The organism is Cryobacterium breve (assembly GCF_027594785.1).
Classification (GTDB): domain Bacteria; phylum Actinomycetota; class Actinomycetes; order Actinomycetales; family Microbacteriaceae; genus Cryobacterium; species Cryobacterium breve_A.
The window spans coordinates 1,662,450-1,688,100 of record NZ_CP075584.1 but is presented as its reverse complement, the minus strand read 5'-3'; the positions used below and the strand labels follow the sequence as shown (position 1 = coordinate 1,688,100).

General features: G+C 70.3%; 21 protein-coding genes and 3 pseudogenes. 18 read left to right on the top strand and 6 right to left on the bottom strand.

Annotation, left to right across the window (positions count from 1 at the left end; all coding sequences use genetic code 11):
- The first annotated feature begins 8 nt into the window (after positions 1 to 8).
- The 4 genes and pseudogenes from KIV56_RS08275 (at position 9) to KIV56_RS08260 (ending at position 3,536) form a co-directional block, all read left to right on the top strand.
- Positions 9 to 443 carry a DUF3817 domain-containing protein gene (locus KIV56_RS08275; protein ID WP_281535869.1) on the top strand — a complete coding sequence of 145 codons (435 nt, stop codon included), beginning with the start codon at positions 9 to 11 and terminating at the stop codon, positions 441 to 443.
- A pseudogene (gene guaA / locus KIV56_RS08270) lies at positions 440 to 2,060 on the top strand (glutamine-hydrolyzing GMP synthase). Before KIV56_RS08275 ends, guaA begins: the two are co-directional and overlap by 4 nt.
- A gap of 277 nt (positions 2,061 to 2,337) precedes the next feature.
- Positions 2,338 to 2,730, top strand: a complete 393-nt coding sequence (locus tag KIV56_RS08265) for a hypothetical protein (protein WP_281535868.1) — start codon at positions 2,338 to 2,340, stop codon at positions 2,728 to 2,730.
- Positions 2,731 to 2,879: 149 nt separating this feature from the next.
- Entirely contained in the window at positions 2,880 to 3,536 is a 657-nt protein-coding gene (locus tag KIV56_RS08260; protein ID WP_281535867.1) for a response regulator transcription factor, read from the top strand.
- 112 nt (positions 3,537 to 3,648) lie between these two features.
- Here the strand turns inward: KIV56_RS08260 and KIV56_RS20335 are convergent.
- Both KIV56_RS20335 and KIV56_RS08245 read right to left on the bottom strand, forming a co-directional pair.
- Positions 3,649 to 4,456 (bottom strand): annotated as a pseudogene (locus KIV56_RS20335) (Bax inhibitor-1/YccA family protein).
- Positions 4,457 to 4,533: 77 nt separating this feature from the next.
- Positions 4,534 to 5,118, bottom strand: a complete 585-nt coding sequence (locus KIV56_RS08245) for a hypothetical protein (protein WP_281535866.1) — start codon at positions 5,116 to 5,118, stop codon at positions 4,534 to 4,536.
- A 36-nt stretch (positions 5,119 to 5,154) separates the two neighbouring features.
- Here KIV56_RS08245 and KIV56_RS08240 point away from each other — a divergent pair, with 36 nt between their 5' ends.
- The 9 genes from KIV56_RS08240 to KIV56_RS08200 all read left to right on the top strand — a co-directional run bounded on the left by KIV56_RS08240 (position 5,155) and on the right by KIV56_RS08200 (position 15,303).
- The gene (locus tag KIV56_RS08240) at positions 5,155 to 6,183 is read left to right on the top strand and encodes a glycerophosphodiester phosphodiesterase family protein (protein ID WP_281535865.1); all 1,029 of its coding nucleotides are present in this window, start codon (positions 5,155 to 5,157) and stop codon (positions 6,181 to 6,183) included.
- Positions 6,184 to 6,272: 89 nt separating this feature from the next.
- The gene (locus KIV56_RS08235; RefSeq protein ID WP_416173006.1) at positions 6,273 to 8,762 is read left to right on the top strand and encodes an ATP-dependent helicase; all 2,490 of its coding nucleotides are present in this window, start codon (positions 6,273 to 6,275) and stop codon (positions 8,760 to 8,762) included.
- Positions 8,762 to 9,901, top strand: coding sequence for an FUSC family protein (locus tag KIV56_RS08230; protein ID WP_281535864.1), 1,140 nt, complete (start codon positions 8,762 to 8,764; stop codon positions 9,899 to 9,901). The genes KIV56_RS08235 and KIV56_RS08230 overlap by 1 nt, the downstream gene beginning before the upstream one ends.
- Before the next feature lie 55 nt (positions 9,902 to 9,956).
- On the top strand, positions 9,957 to 11,390 hold the full coding sequence (locus tag KIV56_RS08225) for a ferredoxin reductase family protein (RefSeq protein WP_281535863.1): 1,434 nt from the start codon (positions 9,957 to 9,959) through the stop codon (positions 11,388 to 11,390).
- 3 nt (positions 11,391 to 11,393) lie between these two features.
- Positions 11,394 to 11,945, top strand: coding sequence for an FMN-binding protein (locus tag KIV56_RS08220; protein ID WP_281535862.1), 552 nt, complete (start codon positions 11,394 to 11,396; stop codon positions 11,943 to 11,945).
- A 126-nt stretch (positions 11,946 to 12,071) separates the two neighbouring features.
- Entirely contained in the window at positions 12,072 to 13,475 is a 1,404-nt protein-coding gene (locus tag KIV56_RS08215) for a ferredoxin reductase family protein (protein WP_281535861.1), read from the top strand.
- Positions 13,472 to 14,056, top strand: coding sequence for an FMN-binding protein (locus KIV56_RS08210; protein WP_281535860.1), 585 nt, complete (start codon positions 13,472 to 13,474; stop codon positions 14,054 to 14,056). The genes KIV56_RS08215 and KIV56_RS08210 overlap by 4 nt, the downstream gene beginning before the upstream one ends.
- Before the next feature lie 39 nt (positions 14,057 to 14,095).
- Entirely contained in the window at positions 14,096 to 14,869 is a 774-nt protein-coding gene (locus KIV56_RS08205; protein WP_281535859.1) for an FAD:protein FMN transferase, read from the top strand.
- A 155-nt stretch (positions 14,870 to 15,024) separates the two neighbouring features.
- Positions 15,025 to 15,303 (top strand): hypothetical protein, encoded by a 279-nt coding sequence (locus tag KIV56_RS08200; RefSeq protein ID WP_281535858.1) that lies wholly within the window; start codon positions 15,025 to 15,027, stop codon positions 15,301 to 15,303.
- An 11-nt stretch (positions 15,304 to 15,314) separates the two neighbouring features.
- Here KIV56_RS08200 and KIV56_RS08195 read toward each other — a convergent pair whose 3' ends face one another.
- Positions 15,315 to 15,794, bottom strand: a complete 480-nt coding sequence (locus tag KIV56_RS08195; protein WP_281535857.1) for a MarR family winged helix-turn-helix transcriptional regulator — start codon at positions 15,792 to 15,794, stop codon at positions 15,315 to 15,317.
- A gap of 133 nt (positions 15,795 to 15,927) precedes the next feature.
- On the opposite strand from KIV56_RS08195, the gene KIV56_RS08190 reads away from it, so the two are divergent.
- Positions 15,928 to 16,569 carry an NADPH-dependent F420 reductase gene (locus tag KIV56_RS08190; RefSeq protein ID WP_281535856.1) on the top strand — a complete coding sequence of 214 codons (642 nt, stop codon included), beginning with the start codon at positions 15,928 to 15,930 and terminating at the stop codon, positions 16,567 to 16,569.
- Between the two features lie 209 nt (positions 16,570 to 16,778).
- On the opposite strand, the gene KIV56_RS08185 is transcribed toward KIV56_RS08190, so the two are convergent.
- Both KIV56_RS08185 and KIV56_RS08180 read right to left on the bottom strand, forming a co-directional pair.
- A complete protein-coding gene (locus KIV56_RS08185; protein ID WP_281535855.1) occupies positions 16,779 to 17,180 on the bottom strand; it encodes a DUF3054 domain-containing protein in 402 nt (133 codons plus the stop codon).
- Positions 17,181 to 17,195: 15 nt separating this feature from the next.
- Positions 17,196 to 17,906 carry a VIT1/CCC1 transporter family protein gene (locus KIV56_RS08180; protein ID WP_281535854.1) on the bottom strand — a complete coding sequence of 237 codons (711 nt, stop codon included), beginning with the start codon at positions 17,904 to 17,906 and terminating at the stop codon, positions 17,196 to 17,198.
- A 162-nt stretch (positions 17,907 to 18,068) separates the two neighbouring features.
- Between KIV56_RS08180 and KIV56_RS08175 the strand changes: the two genes are divergently transcribed.
- On the top strand, positions 18,069 to 18,941 hold the full coding sequence (locus KIV56_RS08175; protein WP_281535853.1) for an EamA family transporter: 873 nt from the start codon (positions 18,069 to 18,071) through the stop codon (positions 18,939 to 18,941).
- Positions 18,942 to 19,059: 118 nt separating this feature from the next.
- On the opposite strand, the gene KIV56_RS08170 is transcribed toward KIV56_RS08175, so the two are convergent.
- Positions 19,060 to 21,846, bottom strand: coding sequence for a hypothetical protein (locus tag KIV56_RS08170; RefSeq protein WP_281535852.1), 2,787 nt, complete (start codon positions 21,844 to 21,846; stop codon positions 19,060 to 19,062).
- A 203-nt stretch (positions 21,847 to 22,049) separates the two neighbouring features.
- Here KIV56_RS08170 and sucC point away from each other — a divergent pair.
- The 3 genes and pseudogenes from sucC to KIV56_RS08155 all read left to right on the top strand — a co-directional run bounded on the left by sucC (position 22,050) and on the right by KIV56_RS08155 (position 25,648).
- Positions 22,050 to 23,220 (top strand): annotated as a pseudogene (gene sucC / locus KIV56_RS08165) (ADP-forming succinate--CoA ligase subunit beta).
- Positions 23,221 to 23,233: 13 nt separating this feature from the next.
- Entirely contained in the window at positions 23,234 to 24,121 is an 888-nt protein-coding gene (gene sucD / locus KIV56_RS08160; protein WP_134449963.1) for a succinate--CoA ligase subunit alpha, read from the top strand.
- 111 nt (positions 24,122 to 24,232) lie between these two features.
- Positions 24,233 to 25,648, top strand: a complete 1,416-nt coding sequence (locus tag KIV56_RS08155; protein WP_281535851.1) for a cell division protein PerM — start codon at positions 24,233 to 24,235, stop codon at positions 25,646 to 25,648.
- Positions 25,649 to 25,651: the final 3 nt, after the last annotated feature.

The window sequence follows — 25,651 nt, the reverse complement described above, 5'->3', positions numbered from 1 at the left end:
ATTGGCGCATGCCACTCGAACCCAGACCCGCTGATGTCCCCAGCATCCCGGGTGCGCTGAAGCTCTACCAGACCTCCTCGATCATCACCGGCGTCTTCCTGCTGCTGCTCTGCGCCGAGGTCATCCTCAAGTTCGGCTTCCAATACGAGCTCGAGCTCGGCGGCCCCTACGGGCTGCTCGTCCCGCGCGACACCGTCACCGCGTTCAACCTGAGCACCGCGATCCTGATCATGCACGGCTGGTTCTACGTGCTCTACCTCTTCGCGGACTTCCGGCTCTGGAGCCTGATGCGCTGGACGTTCCCCCGGTTCCTGCTGATCGCCCTCGGCGGCGTCATCCCCACCCTGTCCTTCTTCCTCGAGGGCCGCGTCGCCCGCGAGGTCCGCGCCTGGCTTGCCGCCAGGGCGCTTTCCGACGCCGAGGGTGCGGAGGCCCATTCATGACTTCAGTTGCCGACCCGACCGCGGTCGTGACCCCGACGGAGGCGTCCGGCATCGACCGCCCCGTGCTCGTGGTGGACTTCGGCGCCCAGTACGCCCAGCTGATCGCCCGCCGCGTCCGCGAGGCATCCGTCTACTCGGAGATCGTCGCGCACTCGATCACCGCTGCGGAGGTCACCGCGAAGAACCCCGTCGGGATCGTGCTGAGCGGAGGACCCTCGAGCGTCTACGCCGAGGGCGCCCCGACCTTCGACCCCGCCATCTTCGACCTCGGCATCCCCGTGCTCGGCATCTGCTACGGCTTCCAGGTGATGGCGACCGCCCTCGGCGGCGAGGTCGCGCACACCGGGCTCAGCGAATATGGCTCCACCCCCGTGACGGTTGCGACCGACGAGAACGTTCTCCTCGCCGGGCAGCCGAACGAACAGACCGTGTGGATGAGCCACGGAGACTCCGTCTCCCGCGCCCCCGACGGCTTCAAAGTGCTCGCCTCGACCGGCTCGACCCCCGTCGCCGCGTTCGCGAACGACGAGCGCCGCCTCTACGGCGTGCAGTGGCACCCCGAGGTCAAGCACACCGAATTCGGCCAGGACGTGCTCGAGAACTTCCTGCACCGTGCCGCCGGGATTCCCGCCGACTGGAACAGCGGCAACGTCATCGCGGAACAGGTCGCGAAGATCCGCGCCCAGGTCGGCACCGGCAAGGTCATCTGCGGGCTCTCCGGCGGCGTCGACTCCGCCGTCGCGGCCGCCCTCGTGCACAAGGCCATCGGTGACCAGCTCGTCTGCGTCTTCGTCGACCACGGCCTGCTCCGCCAGGACGAACGCCGTCAGGTCGAGGAGGACTACGTCAAGGCCACCGGCGTGCGCCTCGTCACGGTCGACGTCCGCGAGCAGTTCCTCGCCGCGCTCGAGGGTGTCAGTGACCCGGAGACCAAGCGCAAGATCATCGGCCGAGAATTCATCCGCACCTTCTGAGCAGGCCCAGGCCGAGCTCATCCGTGAGGCCGCGGAGCTGGACGGCGACCCGATCCGCTTCCTCGTGCAGGGCACCCTGTACCCCGACGTCGTCGAGTCCGGCGGCGGCAGCGGCACCGCGAACATCAAGAGCCACCACAACGTCGGCGGCCTGCCCGAAGACCTGAAGTTCGAGCTCGTCGAACCGCTCCGCACCCTGTTCAAGGACGAGGTGCGCGCGATCGGCGCCGAGCTCGGACTGCCGCCGGAGATCGTGCAGCGCCAGCCGTTCCCCGGACCCGGTCTGGGCATCCGCATCGTCGGTTCGATCACCTTCGAACGGCTCGAACTGCTGCGCCACGCGGATGCGATCGTGCGCGCCGAGCTGACCGCCGCCGGCCTCGACGGGGTCATCTGGCAGTGCCCGGTCGTGCTGCTCGCGGACGTCCGCTCCGTCGGCGTCCAGGGTGACGGCCGCACGTACGGCCACCCGATCGTGCTGCGCCCGGTCTCCTCGGAGGACGCGATGACGGCCGACTGGACCCGCCTGCCGTATGACCTGCTCGCCCGTATCTCCAACCGCATCACGAACGAAGTGGATGGCGTGAACCGCGTCGTTCTCGACGTCACGTCGAAGCCGCCGGGAACCATCGAGTGGGAGTGACTCTCTCCCGGTGAAGCACGGACAAAGCACCCTCGTCGTCACGACGAGGGTGCTTTGTCCGTAACTGGGCGAGACCTGGGTCGCTCCGAGGTGACAGCTGTCATGGGGGAGCGGTGACAGGGGGGACTTCCCGCGCCGCGGCATCCGCGTGAGGATGGGTGAGAAGCGTCGACGGGAGCCGCTTCGGCTCTCCGGCGTTCCCCGCGGAGGCCTCCTCGCGGCGGCAGCCGGCCGGGCATTCCGGTCGGGGCGCCGTCCCCGGACGAAGGTGACGCCCATGGATTCCACGGTTTCGGACGACGGGTTCGACGATGCGCCAGGCCGGGCGGCCGGCGCGAGCCCGGGCGTCCCCGTCGAGGCCTCCGGTGCCCGACACCGCGTGTCGCCGGACGGCGACGAGATCGCAGCAGAGGCCCTCGCCCTGTTCCGGAACGCGGCGGCCCGGCCGCGGGTCGAGGCCGTCTACACCGGCGTCGAGGGCTGGGTCGACGTGCCGGGCCGTGCCGTGTTCACCCGCGCACTCGCCGACCACTACCGGCAGTCGGGCGTCGCGATGGTCCGCCTGGCCTGGCGGTTCCGCACCCGCACCTTCTCGATGAGCCGGGCGACATCGCGCCCCGGCGGGCCGGGTGAGCAGTGGCGCGTCGAGTCATCGGCGTCCCAGCACTGAACGCTCCGTCTGTGATCGGGACTTCCCTGCAGATTCTTACCCCGTTCGGGGGGTTTTTCGGCGCCGGGGTTTGCTAGAGTCCATACGCGACCTTCCACCTCACAACTGCCGTGATCGCGGGCAGTCGACCGACGTGGGGAGGTGCAGGGATGAGCTTCGAAACCACCCAGCCCGCGCTTCCTGCCCCGGCGCAGGGCCCGCTGATCCGGGTGCTGCTCGTCGAGGATCACGTCCTCCTGCGCACGGCGCTCGAGGCAGTCTTCTCCTTCGAAGCCGATATCGACGTCGTTGCCGCGATCGGAGACGGCGCCGAGGTGCTGTCGACGGTGCTCCGCACCGCTCCCGACATCATCGTCCTCGACATTCACCTGCCCAGGATCGACGGCCTCGGACTGCTCCCGCTGATCCAGGCCGCCGACCCGCGGGTCAAGGTTCTGCTGCTCGCGAGCCATCCGCGCCCCGGTGACGTCCGCCGCGCCATCCAGGGCGGCGTGGACGGCTTCCAGCACACGGACCTGGCCTCGCAGCACCTCCTCGCGGTCATCCGGAGGCTCCAGGCCGGCGAACGCGTGATCGACCCGCAGCTCGCCATCAACGCGATGATGCACGGCGAATCGCCGCTCACCGTGAGGGAGACCGAGGTCCTGTTCCTCGCGGCCGAGGGACGGAGCGCCCCCGAGGTCGCGCGCTCGCTGCACCTGAGTGCAGGGGCCGTCCGGAACTACCTCTCGGCGGCATCCGCCAAGCTGGGAACAAGCAACCGGTCAGAGGCGATCCGCACCGCGACGGACAAGGGCTGGATCTGAGTCGGACCCCGGCTCTGCGACCGCTGCCTTAACGACGTGGAAGTCGGAGATTTTCCTGGCGAAAATCTCCGACTGCGGCGGGGGATTCTGCTCCCGCCGGGGCGCGAGCGGGCTAGTTGCGCGAAATCGCGAAGAGGCGCAGCAGCTCGACGTAGAGCCAGACCACGGTCACCATGATGCCGAACGCTCCGGACCAGCCGTACTTGCGGGCGACCCGGTTGTTGACGCCGCGCTGGATGAAGTCGAAGTCGAGCACGAGGGAGTACGCGGCCATGAGCACGGCGAGGATGCCGATCGCGACGCCGAGGGGGATGCCGAAGATCTTCACGTTGCTGCTGAGGCCGAACGGGCTGTCAACCGCTCCGAAGGCGACGAGGCCGAAGTTGAGGATCGAGAACACGAAGTAGCCGACCATCGCGACCAGGAACACCTTCGTCGCTCGCTTCGAGGCACGGATCTTGCCGCTTGCGAACAGCGCGAGGGTCACGCCGACGACCACGAGGGTCGCGAGCACGGCCTGGACGACGACGCCCGGGTAGATCGCTTCGAAGATGTAGGAGATACCGCCGACGAAGAGGCCTTCCGCTGCGGCGTAGCCGAGGATCAGGCCGGGGAGAGGGCTCCTTCTTGAAGGCGTTGACGAGGCCGAGCACGAGGCCGACGATCATGCCGAGGAACGGCAGGAACGGCATCGTCGGGGTGAGGAGCCACGCAGCGGCCGCTGCGACGAGCAACAGGGCGAAGCTCAGCGTCGTCTTCACGATGGTGTCTTCGTAAGTCATCCGGCCGGTGTCCTGCGAGCCTGCGGACGGCGCTTCGTAGATGCGCTGCAGGTCAGCTTCGGTCAGGCCGGTCGCTGCCGCGGATCCTTGTGCGGCAAAGGCGGGATTGCGCGAGAATGCGGGGTTTGAGGATGCCATGTTCCTAAGATCTCAATCAGCTCGGGTATTGTCAACGCCGGGGATCCGGCACGGCGCCGGTGGGCGTTTCTGAGAGTCTATTCAGCCCTGCTGGGCGTCTGCCTTGTAGATCCTGAGGGGTTGTCCCCGGTGTCCCCGGTGTCGCCTGTTCCGGCCGTCTCGCCGGCGGGCGACGGATTGAGCCGCGCCCAGCGCCGCTGCGCGAGCCACCGGGCGACCCACGCCGCGGCGATCACCGTCACCGAACCGACCACGTCGCCGACCCAGTTCTGCGACGAGTTGTGGAGCGATAATTTGAGGACGAAGCTCACGCCAACGGGGGCGAGCAGCATGAGGTAGCTGATGCCCGGCCGGTGCCGCACGAACAACCAGCACGCGAGGAGCACGGCGAACGCGCCGGTGAAATCGGGGCCGGCCAGGAGTGTGAGCGCGGCGAGTTCCGCGGGAAGGATCACCAGCAGCCGCCTCCAGAGCGCCCCGGGCAGCGCGAGCCAGCCGAGCAGTTGCAGGGCCGGACCGAGGGCGAGGAAGAAGAGACTGTACGTGCTCGTGAGGTTCGTCGCGGCCACGCCGAGCGCGATCGCCGAGACTCCGACCGTCAGGCGGGCGCGATAGACCGACGGCGTGTGGCGCCGGGTGTCGGGTTCGCTCCAGAGTGTCATCGCTTCGAGTCTGCCAGCAGCGCGTATGGTCAGGGAATGCAACCGATCGTGATCGGTCACCGCGGGGCGAGCGGTTACCGGCCGGAACACACCCGCGGCGCCTATGAGCTCGCGGTTGCCCTCGGTGCTGACGCGGTCGAGCCCGACGTCGTCGTGACCCGCGACGGCGTACTCATCGTGCGGCACGAGAACGAGATTTCCGCGACGACGGATGTCGCGGCGCACCCCGAATTCGCCGCCCGCCGCACCCGGAAGGTCATCGACGGCATCCGCACGACGGGCTGGTTCACCGAGGACTTCACCTGGGCCGAGCTGCGCACCCTGCGCGCAAGGGAGCGTCTGCCCGCCCTGCGCAAGGCCAGCGCATCCTTCGACGGTCGATTCCCGCTGCTCCGGTTGCGCGACGTGTTCAAACTCATGGACCGGGTGTCCAGCCGGGCGAGGCGCCCGGTCGGGGTCATCGCCGAGATCAAGCACGCGAGCTACTTCGAGTCGATCGGCCTCCCTGTCGACGAACTCTTCGCGGCGGAGGTGAACACCGCCGGCTGGAACGCGGGCGACGGGCGGCTCACGATCGAGAGCTTCGAACGCACCCTGCTCGACCAGGTTTATGCCAGGGGCGTCTACGGGAAGCGGATCTTCCTGCTCGAAGCGACGGGGAAGCCCGCGGACCAGGTGCGCCTGCTCGGCCGGTCGGCCCCCGACTACGCGGACTACCTGACCGACCAGGGGCTCTACGGGTTGAGCGGTCTCGTCGACGGGATCAGCGTTCCGAAGTCGCTCGTCCTCGAGATCGGGCCGGACGGGCACGTCTCGGGGGCCTCCGACCTCGTCGACGCCGCGCACGCCGCCAACCTCGAGATCTATTGCTGGACCCTGCGCCCCGAGAACGTGTTCCTCGCGAAGACCTTCCAGCGCGGGCGGTTCCGAGCCGACTTCGGCGACTGGCAGACCGAGTTCCGCACGATCATGGGCACCGGGATCGACGGTGTCTTCGCAGACCACCCCGACCTCGCCGTCGCGGTCCGCGACGAACTCGCCGCGGAGGCCCGCGAAGACCGGTGAACCGGGCGGTATCCGGCGGACCCGCGGCGGGTCACGCTGCCGGGGCGCCCCGGCCGGTGTCAGGGGCACCGCTTAGACTTGGAGGCGAGATGATGACGCCCTTCGACCCGGACAACACCCCCGCACGCACTTCCTCGGCAACGCCGATAATCCTGGATGGCTACGGTGCCGGCTATGGCCCCGGCCCCGGCGGCCCCACTGAAGAGCCCGGCCACCGGCAGAGCCCCCTGCTGGACGGGCTCAACCCACAGCAGCTCGAGGCCGTCGAATACCGTGGCCCCTCCCTCCTCATCATCGCGGGCGCGGGAAGTGGCAAGACGAGCGTGCTGACCCGGCGCATCGCGAGCCTGCTCGAGACCCGGGAGGCATACCCGAGCCAGATCCTCGCGATCACCTTCACCAACAAGGCCGCCGCCGAGATGCGCGAGCGCGTCAAAGTGCTCCTCGGAGAGGGGGCCGAGGGAATGTGGATCTCGACGTTCCACTCGTCCTGTGTGCGGATCCTGCGCCGCGAGGCCGAAAGCGCGGGCCTCTCGTCGAGCTTCAGCATCTACGACTCCGCGGACACAAAGGTCACCCTCAAGCGAATCATCAAGTCGCTCGATGCCGACACGTACGGATTCACGCCCGGCAACGCCGCCGCGAAGATCTCCAAGCTCAAGAACGAGCTCGCCGACGTCGATTCCTACGCGCGCAACGCCAATCTCAGTGACCCGCAGGAGGTCATGTTCATCGAGATCTTCCGCCAGTACACGCAACGGCTCCGCGCGGCGAACGCCCTCGACTTCGACGACCTGATCGGCGAGACGGTCTACCTCTTCCGCGCGTTCCCGCGGGTCGCCGCAACCTACCGTCGCCGCTTCCGGCACATCCTCGTCGACGAATACCAGGACACCAACCACGCCCAGTACTCCCTCGTGCGCGAGCTCACTCTCCCCGTCACCCCTGAGCTCGCCGACGAGCTCGAGGCGACCGGCGTGCACGTGCGCAACCTGCGCGAACCGAGCGGCGGCATCCCCGGGGCCTCCCTCACCGTCGTCGGCGACTCCGACCAGTCCATCTATGCCTTCCGCGGCGCCGACACCCGCAACATCAGCGAATTCGAACGCGACTTCCCCGGCACCAAGGTCATCCTGCTCGAGCAGAACTACCGCTCGACCCAGAACATCCTCTCCGCGGCGAACGCCGTGATCGGCCACAACTTCGACCGCAAAGAGAAGAAGCTGTGGAGCGCGGGTGGCGACGGCGAAAAGATCGTGGGCTACACCGCGTACAACGGGCACGACGAGGCCCAGTTCGTCGCGGACGAGATCGAGACCCTGCACGGGGCGGGCATGGCCTACCGGGACATGGCGGTGTTCTACCGCACCAACGCCCAGACCAGGGCGCTCGAGGAGATCTTCGTCCGCGCCGCCGTGCCATACCGCGTCGTCGGCGGCACCAAGTTCTACGAGCGAGCCGAGATCAAGGACGCCCTCGCCTACCTGATCGCCGTTGCCAACCCCGACGACGAGCTCGCCCTGCGGCGCATCCTGAACACCCCCAAGCGCGGCATCGGCCCCGCCACCGAGACCGGGCTCGGCAGCTTCGCCGAGGCCAACCAGATCAGCTTCCGCGAGGCAATGCGCGACTCCGCATCGCTCGGACTCGGCCCGAAGGTCACCGGTGCGATCCTTCAACTGGCCGGCGTGCTCGACGAGGCCGCCCTCAAGATCGACCCCGCGTATCCCGGCGGCCCGGTGAACGTCTCCGAGCTGCTGACCTTCGTGCTCGAGGGCAGCGGGCTGCTCACCGTGCTGCGCAACAGCCGCGACCCTCAGGACGAAGCACGGGCCGAGAACATCGAGGAACTCGTCGCGCAGACGAAGGACTTCAACCGGGAGAACCCGGACGCCGGCCTCGTCGACTTCCTCACCCAGGTGTCGCTCGTCGCTGCAGCCGACGACCTCGACGACGCCTCGGGCACCGTCTCCCTGATGACCCTGCACACCGCGAAGGGACTCGAGTACGAGGCCGTGTTCCTGACCGGGGTCGAGGAGGGGCTGCTGCCCCACCAGATGTCGGCGAACGAGCCCGGCGGCCCCGCCGAGGAACGCCGACTCTTCTATGTCGGCATCACCCGGGCAAGGCAGCGCCTCTACCTCTCGCTCGCGATGACCCGCGCCCAGTTCGGCGAGATCAATGTGGCCATGCCGAGCCGCTACCTGCAGGAAATCCCGGCCACTCTGATCGACTGGAAGCAGTCGCCCGGCATGGCCAACTCGCGAAACGGCACCCAGTCGCGTGCGCTCAATCGCAGGGACGGCTTCGGCGGCGGCTTCAACTCCACCCGCAGCGGTTTCAGCGAGCTGCCGCCCGCCCCGAAACCGAAGACCGAATGGGCGAACGCCGTCACCCAGGTCCGCGACAACGGCGACCTCGAGCTCGCCGCCGGCGACCGGATCCGGCACTCGAGCTTCGGCGACGGTCGCGTCAACCAGGTCACCGGCGAAGGCACCAAGCGGGTCGCACATGTCCAGTTCGACTCGGCGGGCGCAAAGAAGCTCCTGATCAAGATCGCGCCCATCGAGAAGATCTAGTGCCGAGAGAGCTCGTTCCCGGGCCCCCTGAGACTCCGGGGAACCCGGAAACTCCGGCGGCCCCCGAGACCCTGCTCGCCCGGCTCAGGTCCCTGCGCGCACTCGACGTCGAGGTCGCGCTGCGGGCCAGCCTCGCCGTGGCGATCCCCCTCATCGTGCTCATCGCCGCCGGTCGGATCGACTGGACCGCATACGCGTCCTTCGGCGCGATGACCGCCCTCTACGGCCGCGGAGAGCCGTACCGGCTCCGGGCGCGCACGATCACGATCGCCGGCGCCTTTCTGCTCGGGAGCATCGCCCTCGCTCTCGGCGTCGCCGGCGCTGGACTGCCGCTCCTCGTCGGCGGACTGCTGCTCGTGGTCATCGGCGGCATCCTCGTGGCGACGACGGCCGGGCTCGTGCCTGGCACGCCGCTGTTCTTCGTCTTCGCGTTCTCCGTGTGCGCGCAACTGCCGACTCCACCGGGCGAGGTCGGCGAGCGGATGCTCGTCGCCACCGGCGCCGCCGTGCTTGCCTGGCTGCTCACCATGTCCGGCTGGGGCCTCCGGCGGATGTTCGAGCCGCATTCGACCGGCCTGTTCAAGGACCTGCCGCGCGCTCCGCGGCTTCGCCCCGCCACCTACCGCGACCCTCAGGTCTGGCTGGTGATCCTGCAGAACGTGGTCGGCGTGCTCCTCGCCGGAGGCCTCGCCCTGATCGTGGGCATCGGGCACCCCTACTGGGCCGTCGTCGCCGTCGTCGCGGTGCTGCCACCGCCCCGGGCGGCCCACTCGATCTCCCGGGCCGTGCACCGCGTGGCCGGGACGGCACTCGGCGTGGTGGTGACTGGTCTCGTGCTGCTGCCCGGGCCATCCGTCGCCTGGCTCGTCGTCGTGATCACGGTCAGCCAGTTCGGCGCCGAGATCCTGGTCGGCAAGCACTATGGCGCCGCTCTGCTCTTCATCACCCCGCTCGCCCTCTCCGTCGTGCACCTCGGCAGCCCCGTTCCGGTGCCCGCCCTGCTCATCGACCGGATCGTCGAGACCGCACTCGGGGCAGGGGTCGCGATCCTGCTCGTGCTGCTGTTCCGGTTCGGGGCCGGTCTCGCCGTCCCAGATCGCGACCGCCGGGGACCGACCAAAGCCCCCAGCGCTTCATAGCCGGTTCATAGGCTTTCGAAAGCCTCCGCATGGGCGGTGGCCCGATGCTCGGAATATGAGTCTCGACACCAGACCCCTGCTCCTCCAGCAGCGTCTCCCCGAGCCGACGCAGACCAGCCGTCGGCCCGCCCCGCGCGTCAACCCGAACTACCCGAGACGGATGCGCCTCGCCGACACCCTGCAGGTGCTCTGCATCGTCTCGGTCGCGCTCGCCGTTGCCCTCTTCCTCGGCTCCGGCGGGGCAGCCCGCTTCGGCACTCCCGCGGACGCGCTCACCTCGATCGGGATCCTGACCGGCCTCGTCGGCACCGACCTGCTCCTCGTGATGCTGCTGCTCGCCGCCCGGCTGCCCGCGATCGACCGGGCCTTCGGCCACGACAGCGCAATGGCCCTGCACCAGTCGCTCGGCAAGCCCGCGCTCTACCTGATCTTCGCCCACGCGGTGTTCCTGATCATCGGCTACGCCCTCTCGAGCGAGGTGAACGTGTTCGCCGAGACCTGGAGCATGCTCACCGGGATGCCCGACATGCTCCTGGCGTTCATCGCCCTCGGCCTGCTCGTCCTCGTGGTCGTCACCTCGCTCGTCATCGTGCGCCACCGCCTGCCCTACGAGGTCTGGCACATCGTGCACCTGCTCTCCTACGTCGCCGTGCTCGGCGCACTGCCGCACATGCTGACCGCAGGCACGGTCCTGGTCGCCGGTTCTCCGCAGTGGTACTACTGGCTCGCCCTGTATGCCGGCGTGGCCGGATCCGTCGTGGTCTACCGGGTTGTGCTCCCCATCGTGCGGTCGCTGCGCTCCCGGCTCGTGGTCGCCGGCGTCGACCGCGAGGCGCCCGGAGTCGTGTCGATCCGCCTCTCCGACCGAAAGCTGCACCACCTGCAGGCGAGCGCAGGCCAGTTCTTCATCTGGCGGTTCTGGACGCCGGGTCAGTGGTGGCAGGCCCACCCGTTCTCGCTCTCGGCCGCGCCTGCCCACAACTCTCTCCGGGTCACGGTCCGCGCCCTCGGCGACGGCTCGACCGACCTCGCCTCGGTGCCCATCGGCACCCGGGTGAGCTTCGAAGGCCCGTACGGGCTCTTCACCGACCGGGCCAGGACCAGCCCGCGGATCGTGCTCGTCGCCGCCGGCATCGGGGTCGCCCCGATCCGGGCGCTGTTGGAAACGGCGACCTTCGCGCCGGGGCAGGCGACCGTGCTGCTGCGCTCGCACTCGGTGGCCGACAGCTACCTCGTCGAGGAGATCGCCGAGGCTCTGCCGCCTCCGGGGCGCCGAATTCCGCATCATCACCGGCAAGCGTGCCCCCGGAGCCCACAGCTGGCTGCCCGGAGACGCCGTGAACGCGCGGATCTCCCTGAAGACCCTCGTTCCGATGCTCGGCGAATCGGACGTCTATATTTGCGGCCCACGGCGGTGGACCGACGAGGTCGTGCGGGACGCCCGCTCGGCCGGGCTGCCCACGCAACAGATCCACTTCGAAAGGTTTGACTGGTGAGAAAACGAGCAGCGGCTGCGGCCGCTACAGCGTCCCTGTCCGTTCTGGCGATCGGGTGGGCGGTCGGGTCCCCGGCCGTCGCCTCCCTGCAGAACACCCTGGGCGCCGCCCTGACGGATGCGACGACCTCGGCCGCCGCACCGGCCGTGGTCGCGTCGACTCCGACCGCGACGGCCACTGCCGCGGCAGCTGCCTCGACCGCTGCCTCGACAGCCACGGCGACTCCGACCGCGCCCGCGACGACGGCACCAGCGGCAACGACGACCGGGATCACCGGCACCTTCACCGGCTCGGTCGTCGCCACCCGGTTCGGCAACATGCAGGTTTCGGTCACCCTCGCGGACGGCACGATCACCGACGTCACGGCGCTCCAGCTGACCGACAAGGACTCCAGGTCGGTGCAGATCAGCAACCGGGCCGCGCCCGTGCTCAAGACCGAAGTGCTGAAAGCCCAGTCCGCCGCGGTGGCGAACGTGAGCGGCGCGACCTACACCACCCAGGGGTACCTCACCTCGTTGCAGGCGGCGCTCGACGCCGCCGGGTTCTAGCCGCGGGCATCCATTGTGCAGCGGCGGAGGGGAACCTGTGAACTCGTGCAGCGCACATTGGCGACGCACAGGTTCCTCTCAGGTCCTCGATAGAGATTCATTGGATTCGCCGGGGATGCTCACCCTATGAGCCTCGACACGCGTGCACGACAGCACAACGCCCGGCCGCGCATCCACCCGAATTACCCGCGGCGGATGCGTCTGGCCGACACCCTGCAAATCCTCGCGGTTGTCTCGGTGGCGCTCGTCGTCGCGGTCTTCCTCGCCGACGGGGGAGCGGCGAGGATCAGCACGCCGGCCGATGCCATCACGGCACTCGGAATCGTCACCGGGCTGGTCGGCACCGACCTGCTGCTCGTGATGATGCTGCTCGCCGCGCGGCTGCCCGCGATCGACCGGGCCTTCGGCCACGACAGCGCGATGGCGCTGCACCAGTCGCTCGGCAAGCCGGCGCTCTACCTGATCCTCGCCCACGCGGTGTTGCTCACGATCGGGTACGCGCTCGTGCAGCCCGCCGGGTTCTTCGACGAGGTCTGGATCATGTTCACCTCACTCCCGGACATGCCGCTGGCGTTCCTCGGGCTGGGCCTGCTCATCGCCGTGGTGGTCACCTCGCTCGTCATCGTGCGGCACAAGTTCCGCTACGAGGTGTGGCACCTCGTGCACCTGCTGTCCTACGTCGCGGTGCTCGTCGCGATTCCGCACCAGCTCAGCGTCGGCACCCTGTTCCGCGAGGGGTCGCTGCAGCGCTACTACTGGCTCGCCCTGTATGCCGGCGTCGCCGGGTCGATCATCCTCTTCCGCTTCATCGTCCCGATCGTGCGCTCGCTCAGGGCCCGGCTCACCGTGGTCGGAGTCGACCAGGAAGCCCGCGGGGTCGTCTCGATCCGCCTGTCCGGGCGTCAGCTGCGCAGCCTCAAGGCGAAATCCGGGCAGTTCTTCATCTGGCGGTTCTGGACCCCCGGGCTGTGGTGGCAGGCGCACCCGTTCTCGCTCTCTGCCGCGCCGACCCACAATTCCCTCCGCATCACGGTGCGCGGGCTCGGCGACGCATCGTCCACGCTCCCGCGCCTGCCTGTCGGCACCCGGGTGAGCTTCGAAGGCCCGTACGGACTCTTCACCGACTTCGCCCGCACCTCGCCGCGGATCGTCCTGATCGCCGCGGGCATCGGGGTCGCCCCGATCCGCTCGCTTCTCGAGACCGCCACCTTCGCTCCCGGGCAGGCGACCGTGCTCCTCCGGTCGAGCACCGTCGACGACACCTACCTCGTCGAAGAACTCGCGGCCCTCTGCCGGGCACGTGGCGCCGAACTGCGCATCATCGCCGGCAAACGCGCCCCGGGAACCAGTAGCTGGCTCCCCGGCGACGCGGTCCGGGCCCGGATCACGCTCGCGACCCTCGTCCCCAAGCTCCGCGAGGCCGACGTCTACATCTGCGGGCCACGCAAGTGGACGGACGAGGTCGTGCGGGACGCCCGGTCGGCAGGCCTGCCGACCCGGCAGATCCACTTCGAAAGGTTCGACTGGTGAGGGCCCGCGCAGTCAGCCTGGCCACCCTCGCGTCCCTGTCCGTGCTCGCCGTCGGTTGGCAGGTCGGCGCCCAGGCGAACGCCTCGATGCAGGCACTCTCCGCGCCGCAGGCCGCGCCCGCGACGATCCCGGCGCCGAGCGCCGGCCCGGCGACACCGACACCGGCCGCCACCGCACCGACAGTGTCCGGTCCGGCGACGACTGCAGGCTCCGCGGCCACTGCGCCGACCGCGGCGGCCTCGACAGCGGCCGCCCCTGCACCGGCGGCGCCTGCTCCCGCGGCGCCCGCTCCGGCCGCCCGGCCGACCGGGACCTTCACGGGATCATCCGTGCGGACCCCGTACGGGCCCGTCCAGGTCTCCGTCACGATCGCCAACGGCACGATCACCGAGGTCACCGCCCTGCAGCTGACCAACGACGGCGGCCGCTCTGTCGCGATCAGCGCGCAGGCCGCCCCCATCCTCCGCTCCGAGGTGCTCTCCGCCCAGTCCGCGAAGGTCAGCAACGTCAGCGGCGCCACATACACGACGAGGGGCTACCTCACCTCCGTCCAGGCGGCGCTCGACACGGCCGGGTTCTAGGCCGTGCAGCCGGCGAGGGCCGCCGCTAGCGTGGGAGGCATGGACGCGCACACCTTCGAGACCATGGGCACCGTCGTGAGCCTCAGAATCGGCGGCGCGGCGGGCGACGGCGACCGCGCCGGAGTCCCCTCGCCGGAGGCGGCCCTCGACGCCGTGCGAAACGTGTTCACCCGCTGGGACGAGCGGTTCAGCCTGTACCGGCCCGATTCTGAGATCAGCAGGATCTCGCGCGGCGACATCCGCCTCACCCAGGCGAGCGCCGAACTGCGGGACTGCTACGCCGTCGCGCTCGACTGGCGCGATAGGACGGACGGCGTCTTCACGCCGCACCGCGCCGACGGTGTGCTCGACCTGTCCGGGGTCGTGAAAAGCCTCGCGATCGCGGAAGCGGGGGAGGTCCTGCGCGGGCTCAGCCTTTCGGAGTGGTCGGTCAACGCCGGAGGAGACCTGCTCGTGAACGGCGACCAGTCACCGGGCCAGGACTGGGTCGCCGGCATCGTCGACCCGGCAAGCCGGCAGGAACTCCTGGCCTCCGTGCCGCTCGTCGCCCCGGTGCGGGCCGTCGCGACCTCGGGAAGCGCCGAGCGCGGGGAGCACATCTGGACCAGCGTGGGCGGCGGGCCCTCGCCGTACCGGCAGGTCAGCGTGATCGGGCTCGACATCGTGACCGTCGACGTGCTGGCCACCACGATCGTCGCCGGAGGCGAGGCGGCGCTGAACCGCAGCGTCGAGACCTTTCCGATCGAGGTGCTCGCAGTCTTACAGGACGGTTCGCTCGTCGCCACCGCGGGACTGCGCTCCCGCAACGGCTGAGCAGGCCTGCGGCTCCGCACGGGCTCCACGCCGCTTCGGAACGGTTGTGCACAGGGTCGATCGGCCCCTTGTCGGTGGCGGGGCGGTGGCGTACCGTTGCTCGCGCGGGGGCACCCAGCGGGGGACGTCCCTCTTCCGACGAGGAGGCAGCCACAATGAGAATTGACCCGGACGGACTCTGGCCACGGCGCACGGACTCCGGCAGCGATGGACTGGACGAAGATCGCGACATCGACGACGTCGGGCTCACCCTCGAGGATGACCTGGTTCCGGAAGACAACCCGGACGATGATCTCGATTGGACCATCGACGCCGACGACCGCGCCGTCGAGCAGGACGACGAGGACGAGGACGATCGCGGCGTCGACGAGCACAGCATCATCGACATCGATGATGCCGACGAGTTCGACGACGTCGACGACTACGAACGGTAGCCCGGGGCGGCTCAGCTCGGGCGGAGCAGGCGGTGGTCGGGGTCGAGCGTGCCGAGCAGGCTTCCGCAGATTTCGGAGAGCTGGCTGACCTGCCCGGGAGTCAGGGAATCGAAGACGACCGAGCGCACCTCCTCGACGTGGCCGGGCGCGCTCGCGACGACCTTCGCCCAGCCGGCCTCGGTCAGCTGGGCGATCGAGGTGCGGCCGTCGCTCGGCGAGGCGCACCGGGTCAACAGGCCCTGGACTTCGAGCCGGGCGATCACGTGCGACAGCCGGGAGAGCGACGAGTTCGTGCGTGCGGCGAGCTCGCTCAGGGCCAGGGAACGCTCGGTGCTCTCCGAGATCATCGCGAGCACGTAGTACTCGAAGTGGCTCAGCCCGGCATCCCGTTTCAGCTGCGTCTCGAGTCGTCCCGGCAGGAGCATGGTCACGGCCATCAGGCGCAGCCAGGCTTCGCGTTCGTCATCTGTCAGCCAGCGCGGTTCGGTCATGCCGAGAATTCTACCGGTTGACTTGACGGTTCAACTAAAGAGTCCTAGGCTTTAGTTGTTGCTTCAAGTAATTGTGACGGGAATCCCGCCGGAGGCAGCATCCACTCGACACTTTTCCGGAGGAAGAACGACTATGACGAACATCACGATCATCGGCAGCGGCAACATGGCTCGCGGCATCGGCACCCGTGCCGTCGTCGCCGGAAGCGGCCTCCAGATCCTCGATCGCGACCCGGCCAAGGCCGCGTCTCTTGCCGCCGAGCTCGGCGCCGAGGTCACCTCTGGCACGCTGACCAGCCCGCTCACCGGCGAGATCGTGGTGCTCGCGCTTCCGTTCGACGCGGCCAAGGAGGTCGTCACCGCCCTGGGTGCCGCCCTGTCCGGCAAGACCGTGATCGACATCACCAACCCCGTCGACTTCAGCACCTTCGACTCCCTCGTCGTCGCCCCCGGCACCTCCGCAGCCGAAGAACTCGCCGCGCTCGCCGCGCCCGGAGCGACCGTCGTCAAGGCCTTCAACACGACCTTCGCCGGTGCACTCGTCGCGGGCACCGCCGCGGGCCTCCCGCTCGACGTGTTCATCGCCTCCGACTCCGACGAGGCGAACGCGGCCGTCGCCGCCTTCGTCACCGCCGCCGGCCAGCGCCCGATCGTCGTCGGCCCGCTGCGTCGTGCCCGCGAGCTCGAGGGCTTCCAGTTCCTCGTGATGACCCTGCAGGCCAACCCGGCATTCGAGGACTTCAACTGGAACACCTCGCTGAAGGTGCTCGTCTAACCGGCCGACCCCGGCATCCCCTGCCAGCGCCCGCACCCGCGGAGCGCTGGCAGTGCCATGTCCGCCGTTCTTGAGGCATGACTCCTGCGCATTCAGCCGAAGCGACGCCCGAGCCCCGGAAACACCGGGTCACCGCAGCGGCGGCTTTCCCACCGCCCGGAGAGGTGCAGGAGTCATGCCACTGACGGCGAGGTTGCGGAAGGGTGCGGCTACTGGATCTGCGTCGTGGCCTGGCTACGGGCACGGACGCGGCGCACCAGTACCGCGATGCCGCGCCAACCGACGAGGAACAGGCCGAGCACGATCGCCGTCACGACGATGAAGCTCGGCTGTACGCCCTGGCCGCTCACGACGCGGAGCAGCAACCCTCCCGCGACCGTCCAGAGCCAGACGCCGAGCCCGGTGTAGACGATCCGCTGCGGGGCGTGCCACGCGCGCATGATCAGCCAGCCGATCGTGAGGCCGCCCAGGAACGGCCACCAGGTCGTCAGCACGCCGAGCAGGTCCTCGCCGTGGCTCGCACGGCCGATCGCGGCGAAGACGAGCACGAGGGCGGCGTCGATGCCCGCCGCGAGCAGGGCGGATGCGCGGAGCGTACGTGGTGAAGACATGGCACCAGCCTACGGTCAGACCGAGGTGCCGATGAGGCCGCCGATCGCCCACGTGACGCCGAGGGCGAGCAGGCCTCCGACGAGGACCCGGGCGATCGCGCGGCCGCGGGGACTGCCGCCGAGGTAGGCACTCAGCCAGCCGGTGATCGAGAGGGCGACCGCCACCGCGAGAAATGTTGCAGGCAGCCGCCACGCCGGCGGTGGCAGCAGCACGGCGAGCAGCGGCAGGATCGCGCCGACCGTGAACGCGAGCGCGGACGCGAACGCCGCATGCCACGGGTTGGGGAGTTCTTCGGTGCCGATGTGTAATTCCACCTCGAGGTGCGCGGCAAGGGCGTCGTGCGCCGTGAGCTCGTCGGCGACGCGCCGGGCCGTGTCCGCGCTCAGTCCCTTGGCGCGGTACATCTCGGCGAGCTCGGCGAGCTCCTGGTCGGGCAGGTTGGCGAGCTCCCACCGCTCCTTGGCGATCAAGGCGCGCTCGGTGTCACGCTGGCTGCTGACCGAGACGTATTCGCCGAGGGCCATCGAGATCGCCCCGGCGAGCAGGCTCGCGACTCCGGCGATCAGGATCGCCGCGGAATCCGGTGTCGCCGCCGCGACGCCCACCACCAGGGCGGCGACGGAGACGATGCCGTCGTTCGCGCCGAGCACACCGGCGCGCAGCCAGTTGAGCCGTTCGGCGTGGCCGGGGGCGTGCGGTTCGATGCCGTGATCGAGTTCAGTCATGCCGGAAGTCAAGCAGCCCCGGTGCGTTCGCGCTACTCACGGGTGCCCCGGCCCGGCGGCCCCGGCCCGGCGTACCCGTGACCCGGCGCGCCCGTGGCCCGGTGGCCCGCTATCCAGCGCGGCCCCGTTGCCGTGAGATCCGTCGTGCTGGAGGATGGTGTCGTGATTCTGGTGGTCGTGCTGACGCTCGCGTCCGCGTTGTCCTATGGCGTTTCGGATTTCTTCGGAACCCTCGGCGCACGGCGGTTCGGAGTGCTGCCCGCGACGACCCTGACCTACCTGTGGGCGACGGTCGCACTCAGCGCGGGCCTGCTTTCCGTGGGCGGAACCTGGTCGGAGGGCGCCGTGTTCTGGGGCGCGGTCTCGGGGGCGGCGGCCGTCGTCGGTTTCGTGCTGTTCTACCAGGCGCTCACTGTGGGTCCCGTGAGCGTGCTCTCTCCGGTCATCGGCCTCCTGGTCGCCGGTGTGCCGGTCGGCGTCGCCACCGTTGCCGGTACGCAGCTCTCCGGTGCGGCCTGGGTCGCCGTTGGTCTCGCCCTCGCGAGCGCCGTGCTGGTGTCGACCTCGCGCCGCGAGGGAAGCGCGCGGGTGTCCCGCCAGGCCTGGACCGTCGGCATCGGTTCCGGGATCGCGTTCGGTCTGTCCGTCGTCGCCCTCTCGTTCGCCCCCGGCTCCGCCGGGTTGGTCCCGGCCTTCGTGGAGATCGGCCTCGGCCTCCTGCTCCTCCTGGTGCTCGGGATGTGGCGCAGGATGTCCGCCGGCCTGCGCCCGTTCTCGCTCGGTCCGCTTCGCTCGGCGGGTCCGCGCTGGATCGGCGGGAGCATGATCGCCGGCGTATTGCTCGGCGTCGGTGACGCCCTCCTGCTCATCGCCCTCTACTCCGGCAACCTCGCCGTGGTCGGCGTGCTGGTCGCCCTGTACCCCGTTGCGACGATCCTGCTGTCGATCGCCGTCCTCGGGGAGCGCCTCACGCTGCCGCAGTCCATCGGAGTCGGCACCGCCCTCGCCTCCTCCGCCCTCTTCGCGCTCGGCTGACCCCCGCATCCGCCCCCTCGGCCACCGGACCGAACGCGGGTGTTGCGCCGCTCCGCGGGTGGCGCACCACCCGCGCAATGGCGCAACACCCGCGCTCGACACGGGAGCCTCGCGGAGGCTAGCCGGGAAGGGCGGTGCCGGCGAGGTCGGCGAGCGCGTCGTGGTACTGCCGGGTGCGGTAGTACTCGCCGTGGGTGCCGACCGCGCCCGTGTACCCGCTCGTATCGATCTCATCGGCGAACCGGTCGATCGGGTTGCCTGGCGCCCGGTTCGACCAGGCCGGGAACCCGAGCGGATCGGTCGCCCGCCACAGGCTGATCCAGCGCCCCACCGGCAGCGCGGCGGCGCGCGAGGCCGGTTCCGCCGGGAGCGGCGTCGCCCCGGCATCCGCCAGCCACGGGTCCGCGCTCCACAGCCGCGGGCGCAGGCACGGCTGGGTGCCAAGCACCTCCGGCCCGAGGATCTCGGGAAAGAACCGCCCGAAGTACGGCCGCACCTGCACGCCGAAGCTCAGCAGCGTCACCCGGTCCCGCCGCGCCGACCAGTCCGGGTGCGCGGCCAGGGAGAAGAGGGCGGCGATCGCGACGACCGTTCCCATGCTGTGGGCGGCGAGCACGACCTCCCGCCGGCGTGGCGGTGTCCCTTCCGCCCGGCCGTCCAGCCACCAGAGCACCCGGCGGCAGACCTCGGGCACGGCCCGTTCGGTGTAGCAGGGAGCCCCGAGCGGATGCCCGGCGCGCGGTAGGAAGCAGGCGAGGTCCCAGACGATCGCGAGCGGCCTCGTCGCGCGCCCAGGGGCCGGGCGAAGGACGAGCCCGGCGAGGACGATCACGGCGACGCCCGCCCAGCCGGCCATCGACACGTCGAGCCAGGCGAGCAGCCCGGGCGGGGCGGTCACGCCGTCGGCCGGGGCGGACCCCGGCGCCGCGGCATCCGCTGGTAGCAGGCGGGGCACGACGACGGTAAGGATCTCGGTCGCGAGGAGGGCGAGGAAGCCGGCCGCCGCGACGATCCCGGTGACCGGTTCGACGAGGTGCAGGCGAGCGGCGAGCGCGCGTTTCCGGTCGCGCACGGGACGCAGCAGAGCCACGAGTTCGGCCTCGGATCCCGCGGGCATCGGGGTCTCTCCGCCGGGGATGCCCGGGCCGTCTGGTTGGCCGAAGACCGGAGCTCCCGCGCCGCCGGCGGCCGTTCCGGTGGTGGATCCGGCGGCGGCTCCGCCAGAGCTGTCCCGGTGCGCCGCGTCGCCAACCCCGCTGGCCTCGCGCCGCCCGTCGCCGCCTGACCCGGGCGGGACATCGTCCGGGGTCCACTCCGCGACGCGGGGGCCGACCCGGCGCGGCCGGATCAGGGAGCAGCCGACGAAGAGCACCGCCACGGCGAGGAGCGCGAACGCAAGCCCGCCGAACCACGGGTACACGCCCGGCACGGTCAGCACGGGCATCACCGGCGACCCTGCCACGTTCGTCGGCGCACCGAGCAGGGCGCTCGCGCCCGCACCGCCGTTCAGCCAGGTGCCGACGCCGACGGTGAGGAGGCTCGACAGGATGAGCCCGACCGTGAGCGCGAGGGTCAGGAACACCGCGGGTGCGAGGCCGTGCCACGCCTCGAACCGGAGCCGGCCGCGCGGGGCGGGGTACCGGAACACGGCGCTCGCCGCGACGCAGGCGAGCATGCCGCCGAGAAGCGCGAGCAGCGTGATCGAGGAGACCTGGGAGACCGAGGAAACCGCGGCCGCCGCTCCCTGGGTCGCTCCGGCGGCGACCGCGCCGTCGTCCCCCTGCGCGGGCGGGGCAAGCCCGAGAACCAGGAGCGCCGCGACGTGCGTCACGATGGCGAGCAGGACGAGCGCGGTGTGCCACCGGGCCCCCGGCGTGCGCGCGATCGGCTCGACAGGAAGGGTGCGGGTGCAGAACGCGGTCACGAGGGCCGCCAGGAGTAGGGCCCCCGCGACGAGGAAGACGACGCCCGCCGCCGTGCCGGACACACTTGCACTCACCCCGCCGCCCCCGCCGGCCAGGGCGGCGCAGGAGAGCACCGAGGTCAGGCTCAGCCCGGCCGCGAGGTGGGCGAGCGAGAGCCGATGGGTTTCACCGCGTCGGTTCCACAGGTGCGGCGACTCCAGCAGCGGCCGGGGCCCTGCGGGAGACGCAGCCGGGGCTCCGGGTCGCCCGACCGCCGGGCGGACGCTCGGTCGTGCCGCTGCCGGACGGGCGGCGAGGTAGCGGTCGGCGACGTCGTACCGCAGACGCGCCCCGTTCGAGAGTTGCCAGATTCCGAGGATCATCGCGATCGGCGCGAGCGAGAAGAGGGCCATCCGCTGCCCGGCCGTCCACGCGGCGAGGCCGCCGAGCGCCCCGGGTAGCCCGGAGCAGACCAGGGCCCCGCCGGCGTAGCACTGCCGGGCCAACAGGTCGATGCCGAGGTTCGCGACCGTCGCGACGAGCAGCAGCGTGAGCAGCACGCCGAACAAGCGGATGATCCCGGCCCTGACGCTGAGCCCGCGCGGCACAGCCTGGGTCGGGAGCCGCCAGCACCAGGCGGCGGCGTTGGCGATCGAGAACGGGAGCAGCAGGGCCCAGCCGATCCGGGCGAGTGCGGCGAGGACCGCCCAGACCGGCCCGGCCCCGCCCGGGGTGCTGCGTACCAGTCCGCCCCAGGAGTACGCCTCGCGGCGGATCCGGCGCGGGACGTAACCGCGTTGCTCCGCGGCATCCGCTGCCCGGCGATGACGCCGGAGGGAGTCGTCCGTCGGCGTCCAGAAGCTGCCGAGCACGTCGCCCGCTGCGAGCTCGACCTCGTCCGGCGGCAGGTCGAGCAGCGCGAACGGCGACGTGTTGTTGATGCCGTGCACCCGCAGTTCGAGAACGTGCGGGGGAGCGGATGTCCTGAACGGTCCGGCCATGCGCGGTCCCTTCCGGGTGTCGGGGGGTGTGGCTGGCATGGTACTGCCGCCCGGACGGTTTGGCGAGGCGGGGGTTACGTGTGACGCTAGAGTTTGAACTGGTCAGATTGTCTCGACGTCGAGCTACATTCGATGCCGGACGCTGTCCCGTCATACCCCTCGTACCCTGCAGGAACGCTCAGTCGTGGATTGGAAAGAGCAGCGTGGACCTTTACGAATATCAGGCAAGAGACCTGTTTGAGCAGTATGGAGTCCCGGTTCTGCCGGGCATCATCGCGGACACACCCGAGGAGGTGCGCGCCGCAGCGGAGAAGCTCGGCGGTGTCGTCGTCGTCAAGGCCCAGGTGAAGGTCGGCGGTCGCGGCAAGGCGGGCGGCGTCAAGGTCGCCAAGACCCCCGACGACGCCTTCGCGGCCGGACAGGCGATCCTCGGACTCGACATCAAGGGGCACACCGTCAACCGGGTCATGGTCGCCGGCGGCGCGCGCATCAAGCAGGAGTTCTACTTCTCGGTGCTGCTCGACCGGTCCAACCGCTCCTACCTCTCGCTCGCGAGCTACGAGGGCGGCGTCGAAATCGAGGTTCTCGCCGTCGAGAAGCCCGAGGCGCTCGCCTACGTCGCGGTCGACCCGAACCTCGGGATCGACCTCGACACGGCCCGGCGCATCGCCGTCGAGGCGAAGTTCCCCGCCGAGCTCATTGAGAAGGTCGCCCCGGTCTTCGTGCAGGCTCTACAACGTGTTCAAGGGTGAGGATGCGACCCTCGTCGAGGTCAACCCGCTCGTCCTGACCGAAGAGGGCGACATCATCGCCCTCGACGGCAAGGTCACCCTTGACGAGAATGCCGGCTTCCGCCACCCGAAGCACGCCCTGCTCGAGGATGCGGCCGCCGCAGACCCGCTCGAGGCCAAGGCCAAGCTCAACGATCTCAACTACGTCAAGCTCGACGGTGTCGTCGGCGTCATCGGAAACGGCGCAGGGCTCGTGATGTCCACGCTCGACGTGGTCGCATACGCGGGCGAGAACTTCGGCGGCGTCAAGCCGGCCAACTTCCTCGACATCGGCGGCGGAGCATCCGCTGAGGTCATGGCAGCGGGACTCGACGTCATCCTCGGCGACCCCCAGGTCAAGAGCGTCTTCGTCAACGTCTTCGGCGGCATCACCGCTTGTGACGCGGTCGCCCGTGGCATCGTCGGCGCGCTCGCCGAGCTCGGCAGCGCCGCGAACAAGCCCCTCGTCGTGCGCCTCGACGGCAACAACGTCGAGGAAGGCCGCCGCATCCTCACCGAGGCCAACCACCCGCTGGTCACCTTGGCCGCCACCATGGACGAGGGCGCCGCCAAGGCCGCCGAACTCGCCTACGCCGCGAAGTAAGGGATTTTCGAACATGTCTATCTTCCTCAACAAGGACTCCAAGGTCATCGTCCAGGGCATCACCGGCGGTGAGGGCACCAAGCACACCGCCCTCATGCTGAAGGCGGGCACCCAGGTCGTCGGCGGCGTCAACGCCCGCAAGGCCGGCACCACCGTCGTGCACGGCGACGTCGAACTCCCCGTCTTCGGCTCGGTCGCCGAGGCCATCGAGAAGACCGGGGCGGATGTCTCGATCGCCTTCGTCCCGCCGGCCTTCACCAAGGACGCCGTGATCGAGGCCATCGACGCCGAGATCCCGCTGCTCGTCATCATCACGGAGGGCGTCCCGGTGCAGGACTCCGCCGAGTTCTGGGCATACGCCAAGGCGAAGGGCAACAAGACCCGCATCATCGGGCCGAACTGCCCCGGCATCATCACGCCGGGTGAGGCGCTCGTCGGCATCACGCCGGCGAACATCACCGGTAAGGGCCCGGTCGGCCTCGTCTCCAAGTCGGGCACCCTGACCTACCAGATGATGTACGAACTGCGCGACCTCGGCTTCTCGACCGCGATCGGCATCGGCGGCGACCCGATCATCGGAACGACCCACATCGACGCCCTCGAGGCCTTCGAGAACGACCCGGAGACCCTCGCGATCGTGATGATCGGCGAGATCGGCGGCGACGCCGAGGAGAAGGCGGCCGACTACATCCGGGCGCACGTCACCAAGCCCGTCGTCGGCTACGTCGCGGGCTTCACCGCTCCGGAGGGCAAGACCATGGGCCACGCCGGGGCGATCGTCTCCGACGGCGCCGGAACCGCCCAGGGCAAGAAGGAGGCCCTCGAGGCCGCCGGGGTCAAGGTCGGCAAGACGCCGAGCGAGACCGCGACCCTGCTGCGCGAGGTCCTCGCCGCACTGTAGTCCGGCATCCGTACGACAGAGGGGCCCGCCACCACGGCGGGCCCCCTTTTTTTCGCCTGCTTCGGCGGGGGCGCGCGGAGCGGTCAGGCGGGCGAGGTAGGCTCCCACCGGATGAACCGCTTAACGACAGCCCTGCTCGCCGCACTCGAGGCGCTCATTGTCGTAGCCATCGGAGTCGGCGTCTCCCTCGTGCCCCTGACCATTCTCTGGGCCACCCAGTATGGCCTCGCGGTCGACTGGCTCGTCTTCTGGCGCGCCTCGGTCTCCGTCTGGCTGCTCGGCAACGGCGTGGACCTCGCCGTCCAGCTGGATCCCACCGTCGTCGCCGCTCTCGGCCTGCCCGGCGCGGAGGCCCCGTTCTCGCTCACCATCGCGCTCCTCGGCTTCGCCCTGCTCGCCCTGTTCCTCGGCAGGCACACCGGGCGCCGCGCGGCGGACTCGCCGCACCGCTGGACCGGCGTGCTGACCGCGATCCCCGTCTACGGGCTGCTCGCGACCCTGCTCACCCTCACCGTCGGCACGGATGCTCTGCACCCGTCGGTCCCGCAGGGCGTGCTCCTGCCCACGGCCGTGTTCGCCGCCGGGGTGTTCATCGGCGCCCGCCACCGGACCGAGTCACCAGAGCATCCGGTCGCCGGCCAGGCACCGCACCTCGCGGGAGCGTCGGCGCACCCGGCGCCGGGCCGTGGAGCCACCGGCCGCCCGGCCGCGACCGGAGCCGGCGCAGCCGCTTCAGCCAGGCCCCGCCCGGCCTGGCTGCGCGCCCTTCCCGCTTTCCCCGCGCTTCCGGCCCTGCCGCGGTTGCCCGAGGTGCCCGCCGACTGGCGCTCGATCCTGACCGGCGCCCTCCGCGCGGGCTTCGGTGCCGCGACCGGGACGATCGGGATCGCGGCCCTCGCCGTCTTCGTGCTGATCCTCGGCAACTTCGCGACCGTCATCGGCCTCTACGAGACCGTGCAGGCCGGTGTGATGGGTGGCATCACGCTGACCATCGCCCAGCTCGCCCTGATCCCCAACCTCGTGATCTGGGCGGCGGCCTGGTTCGTCGGGCCCGGCGTCGCCGTCGGCCTCGGGTCGAGCGTGTCCCCGGTCGGCACCGTGCTCGGCCCGCTGCCCGGCCTGCCGCTGCTCGGGGTGCTCCCGCAGGGCAGTCTCGCCTTCGGTTTTCTCGGGCTCCTCGTGCCCGTCCTCTTCGGCTATCTCACGGCCGTCGCGACCCGGCAGCGCCAGTACCGGGCGGGTGGGCCCGGCGCCGATCGCGGACGGCTCGCCCTGACCGGAGTCCTCGCCGGCATCGTCGCCGGCACTATCCTCGGTTTGCTGGCCTGGTGGTCCGGCGGGGCACTCGGCCCTGGCCGGCTCGTCGACGTCGGACCGAACCCGATGCTGGTCGGCGCTTTCGCCGCGCTCGAGGTCGGCGTCGCCGCAGTGCTCGGCATGCTGACGCCCCCGATCCGGCGGCGCGGTGCCACCTCCGGTGCCACGGCTCCCGCCCCGGCCTCACCGGCGAGGACCGGCAAACGATAGGCT

What these genes read in the sequence shown, in the direction of transcription:
- KIV56_RS08260 (WP_281535867.1), top strand. Translation starts at nt 2,880, where the DNA reads ATGAGCTTCGAAACCACCCAGCCCGCGCTTCCTGCCCCGGCGCAGGGC.
- KIV56_RS08265 (WP_281535868.1), top strand. Translation starts at nt 2,338, where the DNA reads ATGGATTCCACGGTTTCGGACGACGGGTTCGACGATGCGCCAGGCCGG.
- KIV56_RS08240 (WP_281535865.1), top strand. Translation starts at nt 5,155, where the DNA reads ATGCAACCGATCGTGATCGGTCACCGCGGGGCGAGCGGTTACCGGCCG.
- KIV56_RS08190 (WP_281535856.1), top strand. Translation starts at nt 15,928, where the DNA reads ATGACGAACATCACGATCATCGGCAGCGGCAACATGGCTCGCGGCATC.
- KIV56_RS08180 (WP_281535854.1), bottom strand. Translation starts at nt 17,906, where the DNA reads ATGACTGAACTCGATCACGGCATCGAACCGCACGCCCCCGGCCACGCC.
- KIV56_RS08185 (WP_281535855.1), bottom strand. Translation starts at nt 17,180, where the DNA reads ATGTCTTCACCACGTACGCTCCGCGCATCCGCCCTGCTCGCGGCGGGC.
- KIV56_RS08275 (WP_281535869.1), top strand. Translation starts at nt 9, where the DNA reads ATGCCACTCGAACCCAGACCCGCTGATGTCCCCAGCATCCCGGGTGCG.
- sucD (WP_134449963.1), top strand. Translation starts at nt 23,234, where the DNA reads ATGTCTATCTTCCTCAACAAGGACTCCAAGGTCATCGTCCAGGGCATC.
- KIV56_RS08155 (WP_281535851.1), top strand. Translation starts at nt 24,233, where the DNA reads ATGAACCGCTTAACGACAGCCCTGCTCGCCGCACTCGAGGCGCTCATT.
- KIV56_RS08225 (WP_281535863.1), top strand. Translation starts at nt 9,957, where the DNA reads ATGAGTCTCGACACCAGACCCCTGCTCCTCCAGCAGCGTCTCCCCGAG.
- KIV56_RS08215 (WP_281535861.1), top strand. Translation starts at nt 12,072, where the DNA reads ATGAGCCTCGACACGCGTGCACGACAGCACAACGCCCGGCCGCGCATC.
- KIV56_RS08195 (WP_281535857.1), bottom strand. Translation starts at nt 15,794, where the DNA reads ATGACCGAACCGCGCTGGCTGACAGATGACGAACGCGAAGCCTGGCTG.
- KIV56_RS08205 (WP_281535859.1), top strand. Translation starts at nt 14,096, where the DNA reads ATGGACGCGCACACCTTCGAGACCATGGGCACCGTCGTGAGCCTCAGA.
- KIV56_RS08170 (WP_281535852.1), bottom strand. Translation starts at nt 21,846, where the DNA reads ATGGCCGGACCGTTCAGGACATCCGCTCCCCCGCACGTTCTCGAACTG.
- KIV56_RS08245 (WP_281535866.1), bottom strand. Translation starts at nt 5,118, where the DNA reads ATGACACTCTGGAGCGAACCCGACACCCGGCGCCACACGCCGTCGGTC.
- KIV56_RS08200 (WP_281535858.1), top strand. Translation starts at nt 15,025, where the DNA reads ATGAGAATTGACCCGGACGGACTCTGGCCACGGCGCACGGACTCCGGC.
- KIV56_RS08235 (WP_416173006.1), top strand. Translation starts at nt 6,273, where the DNA reads ATGATGACGCCCTTCGACCCGGACAACACCCCCGCACGCACTTCCTCG.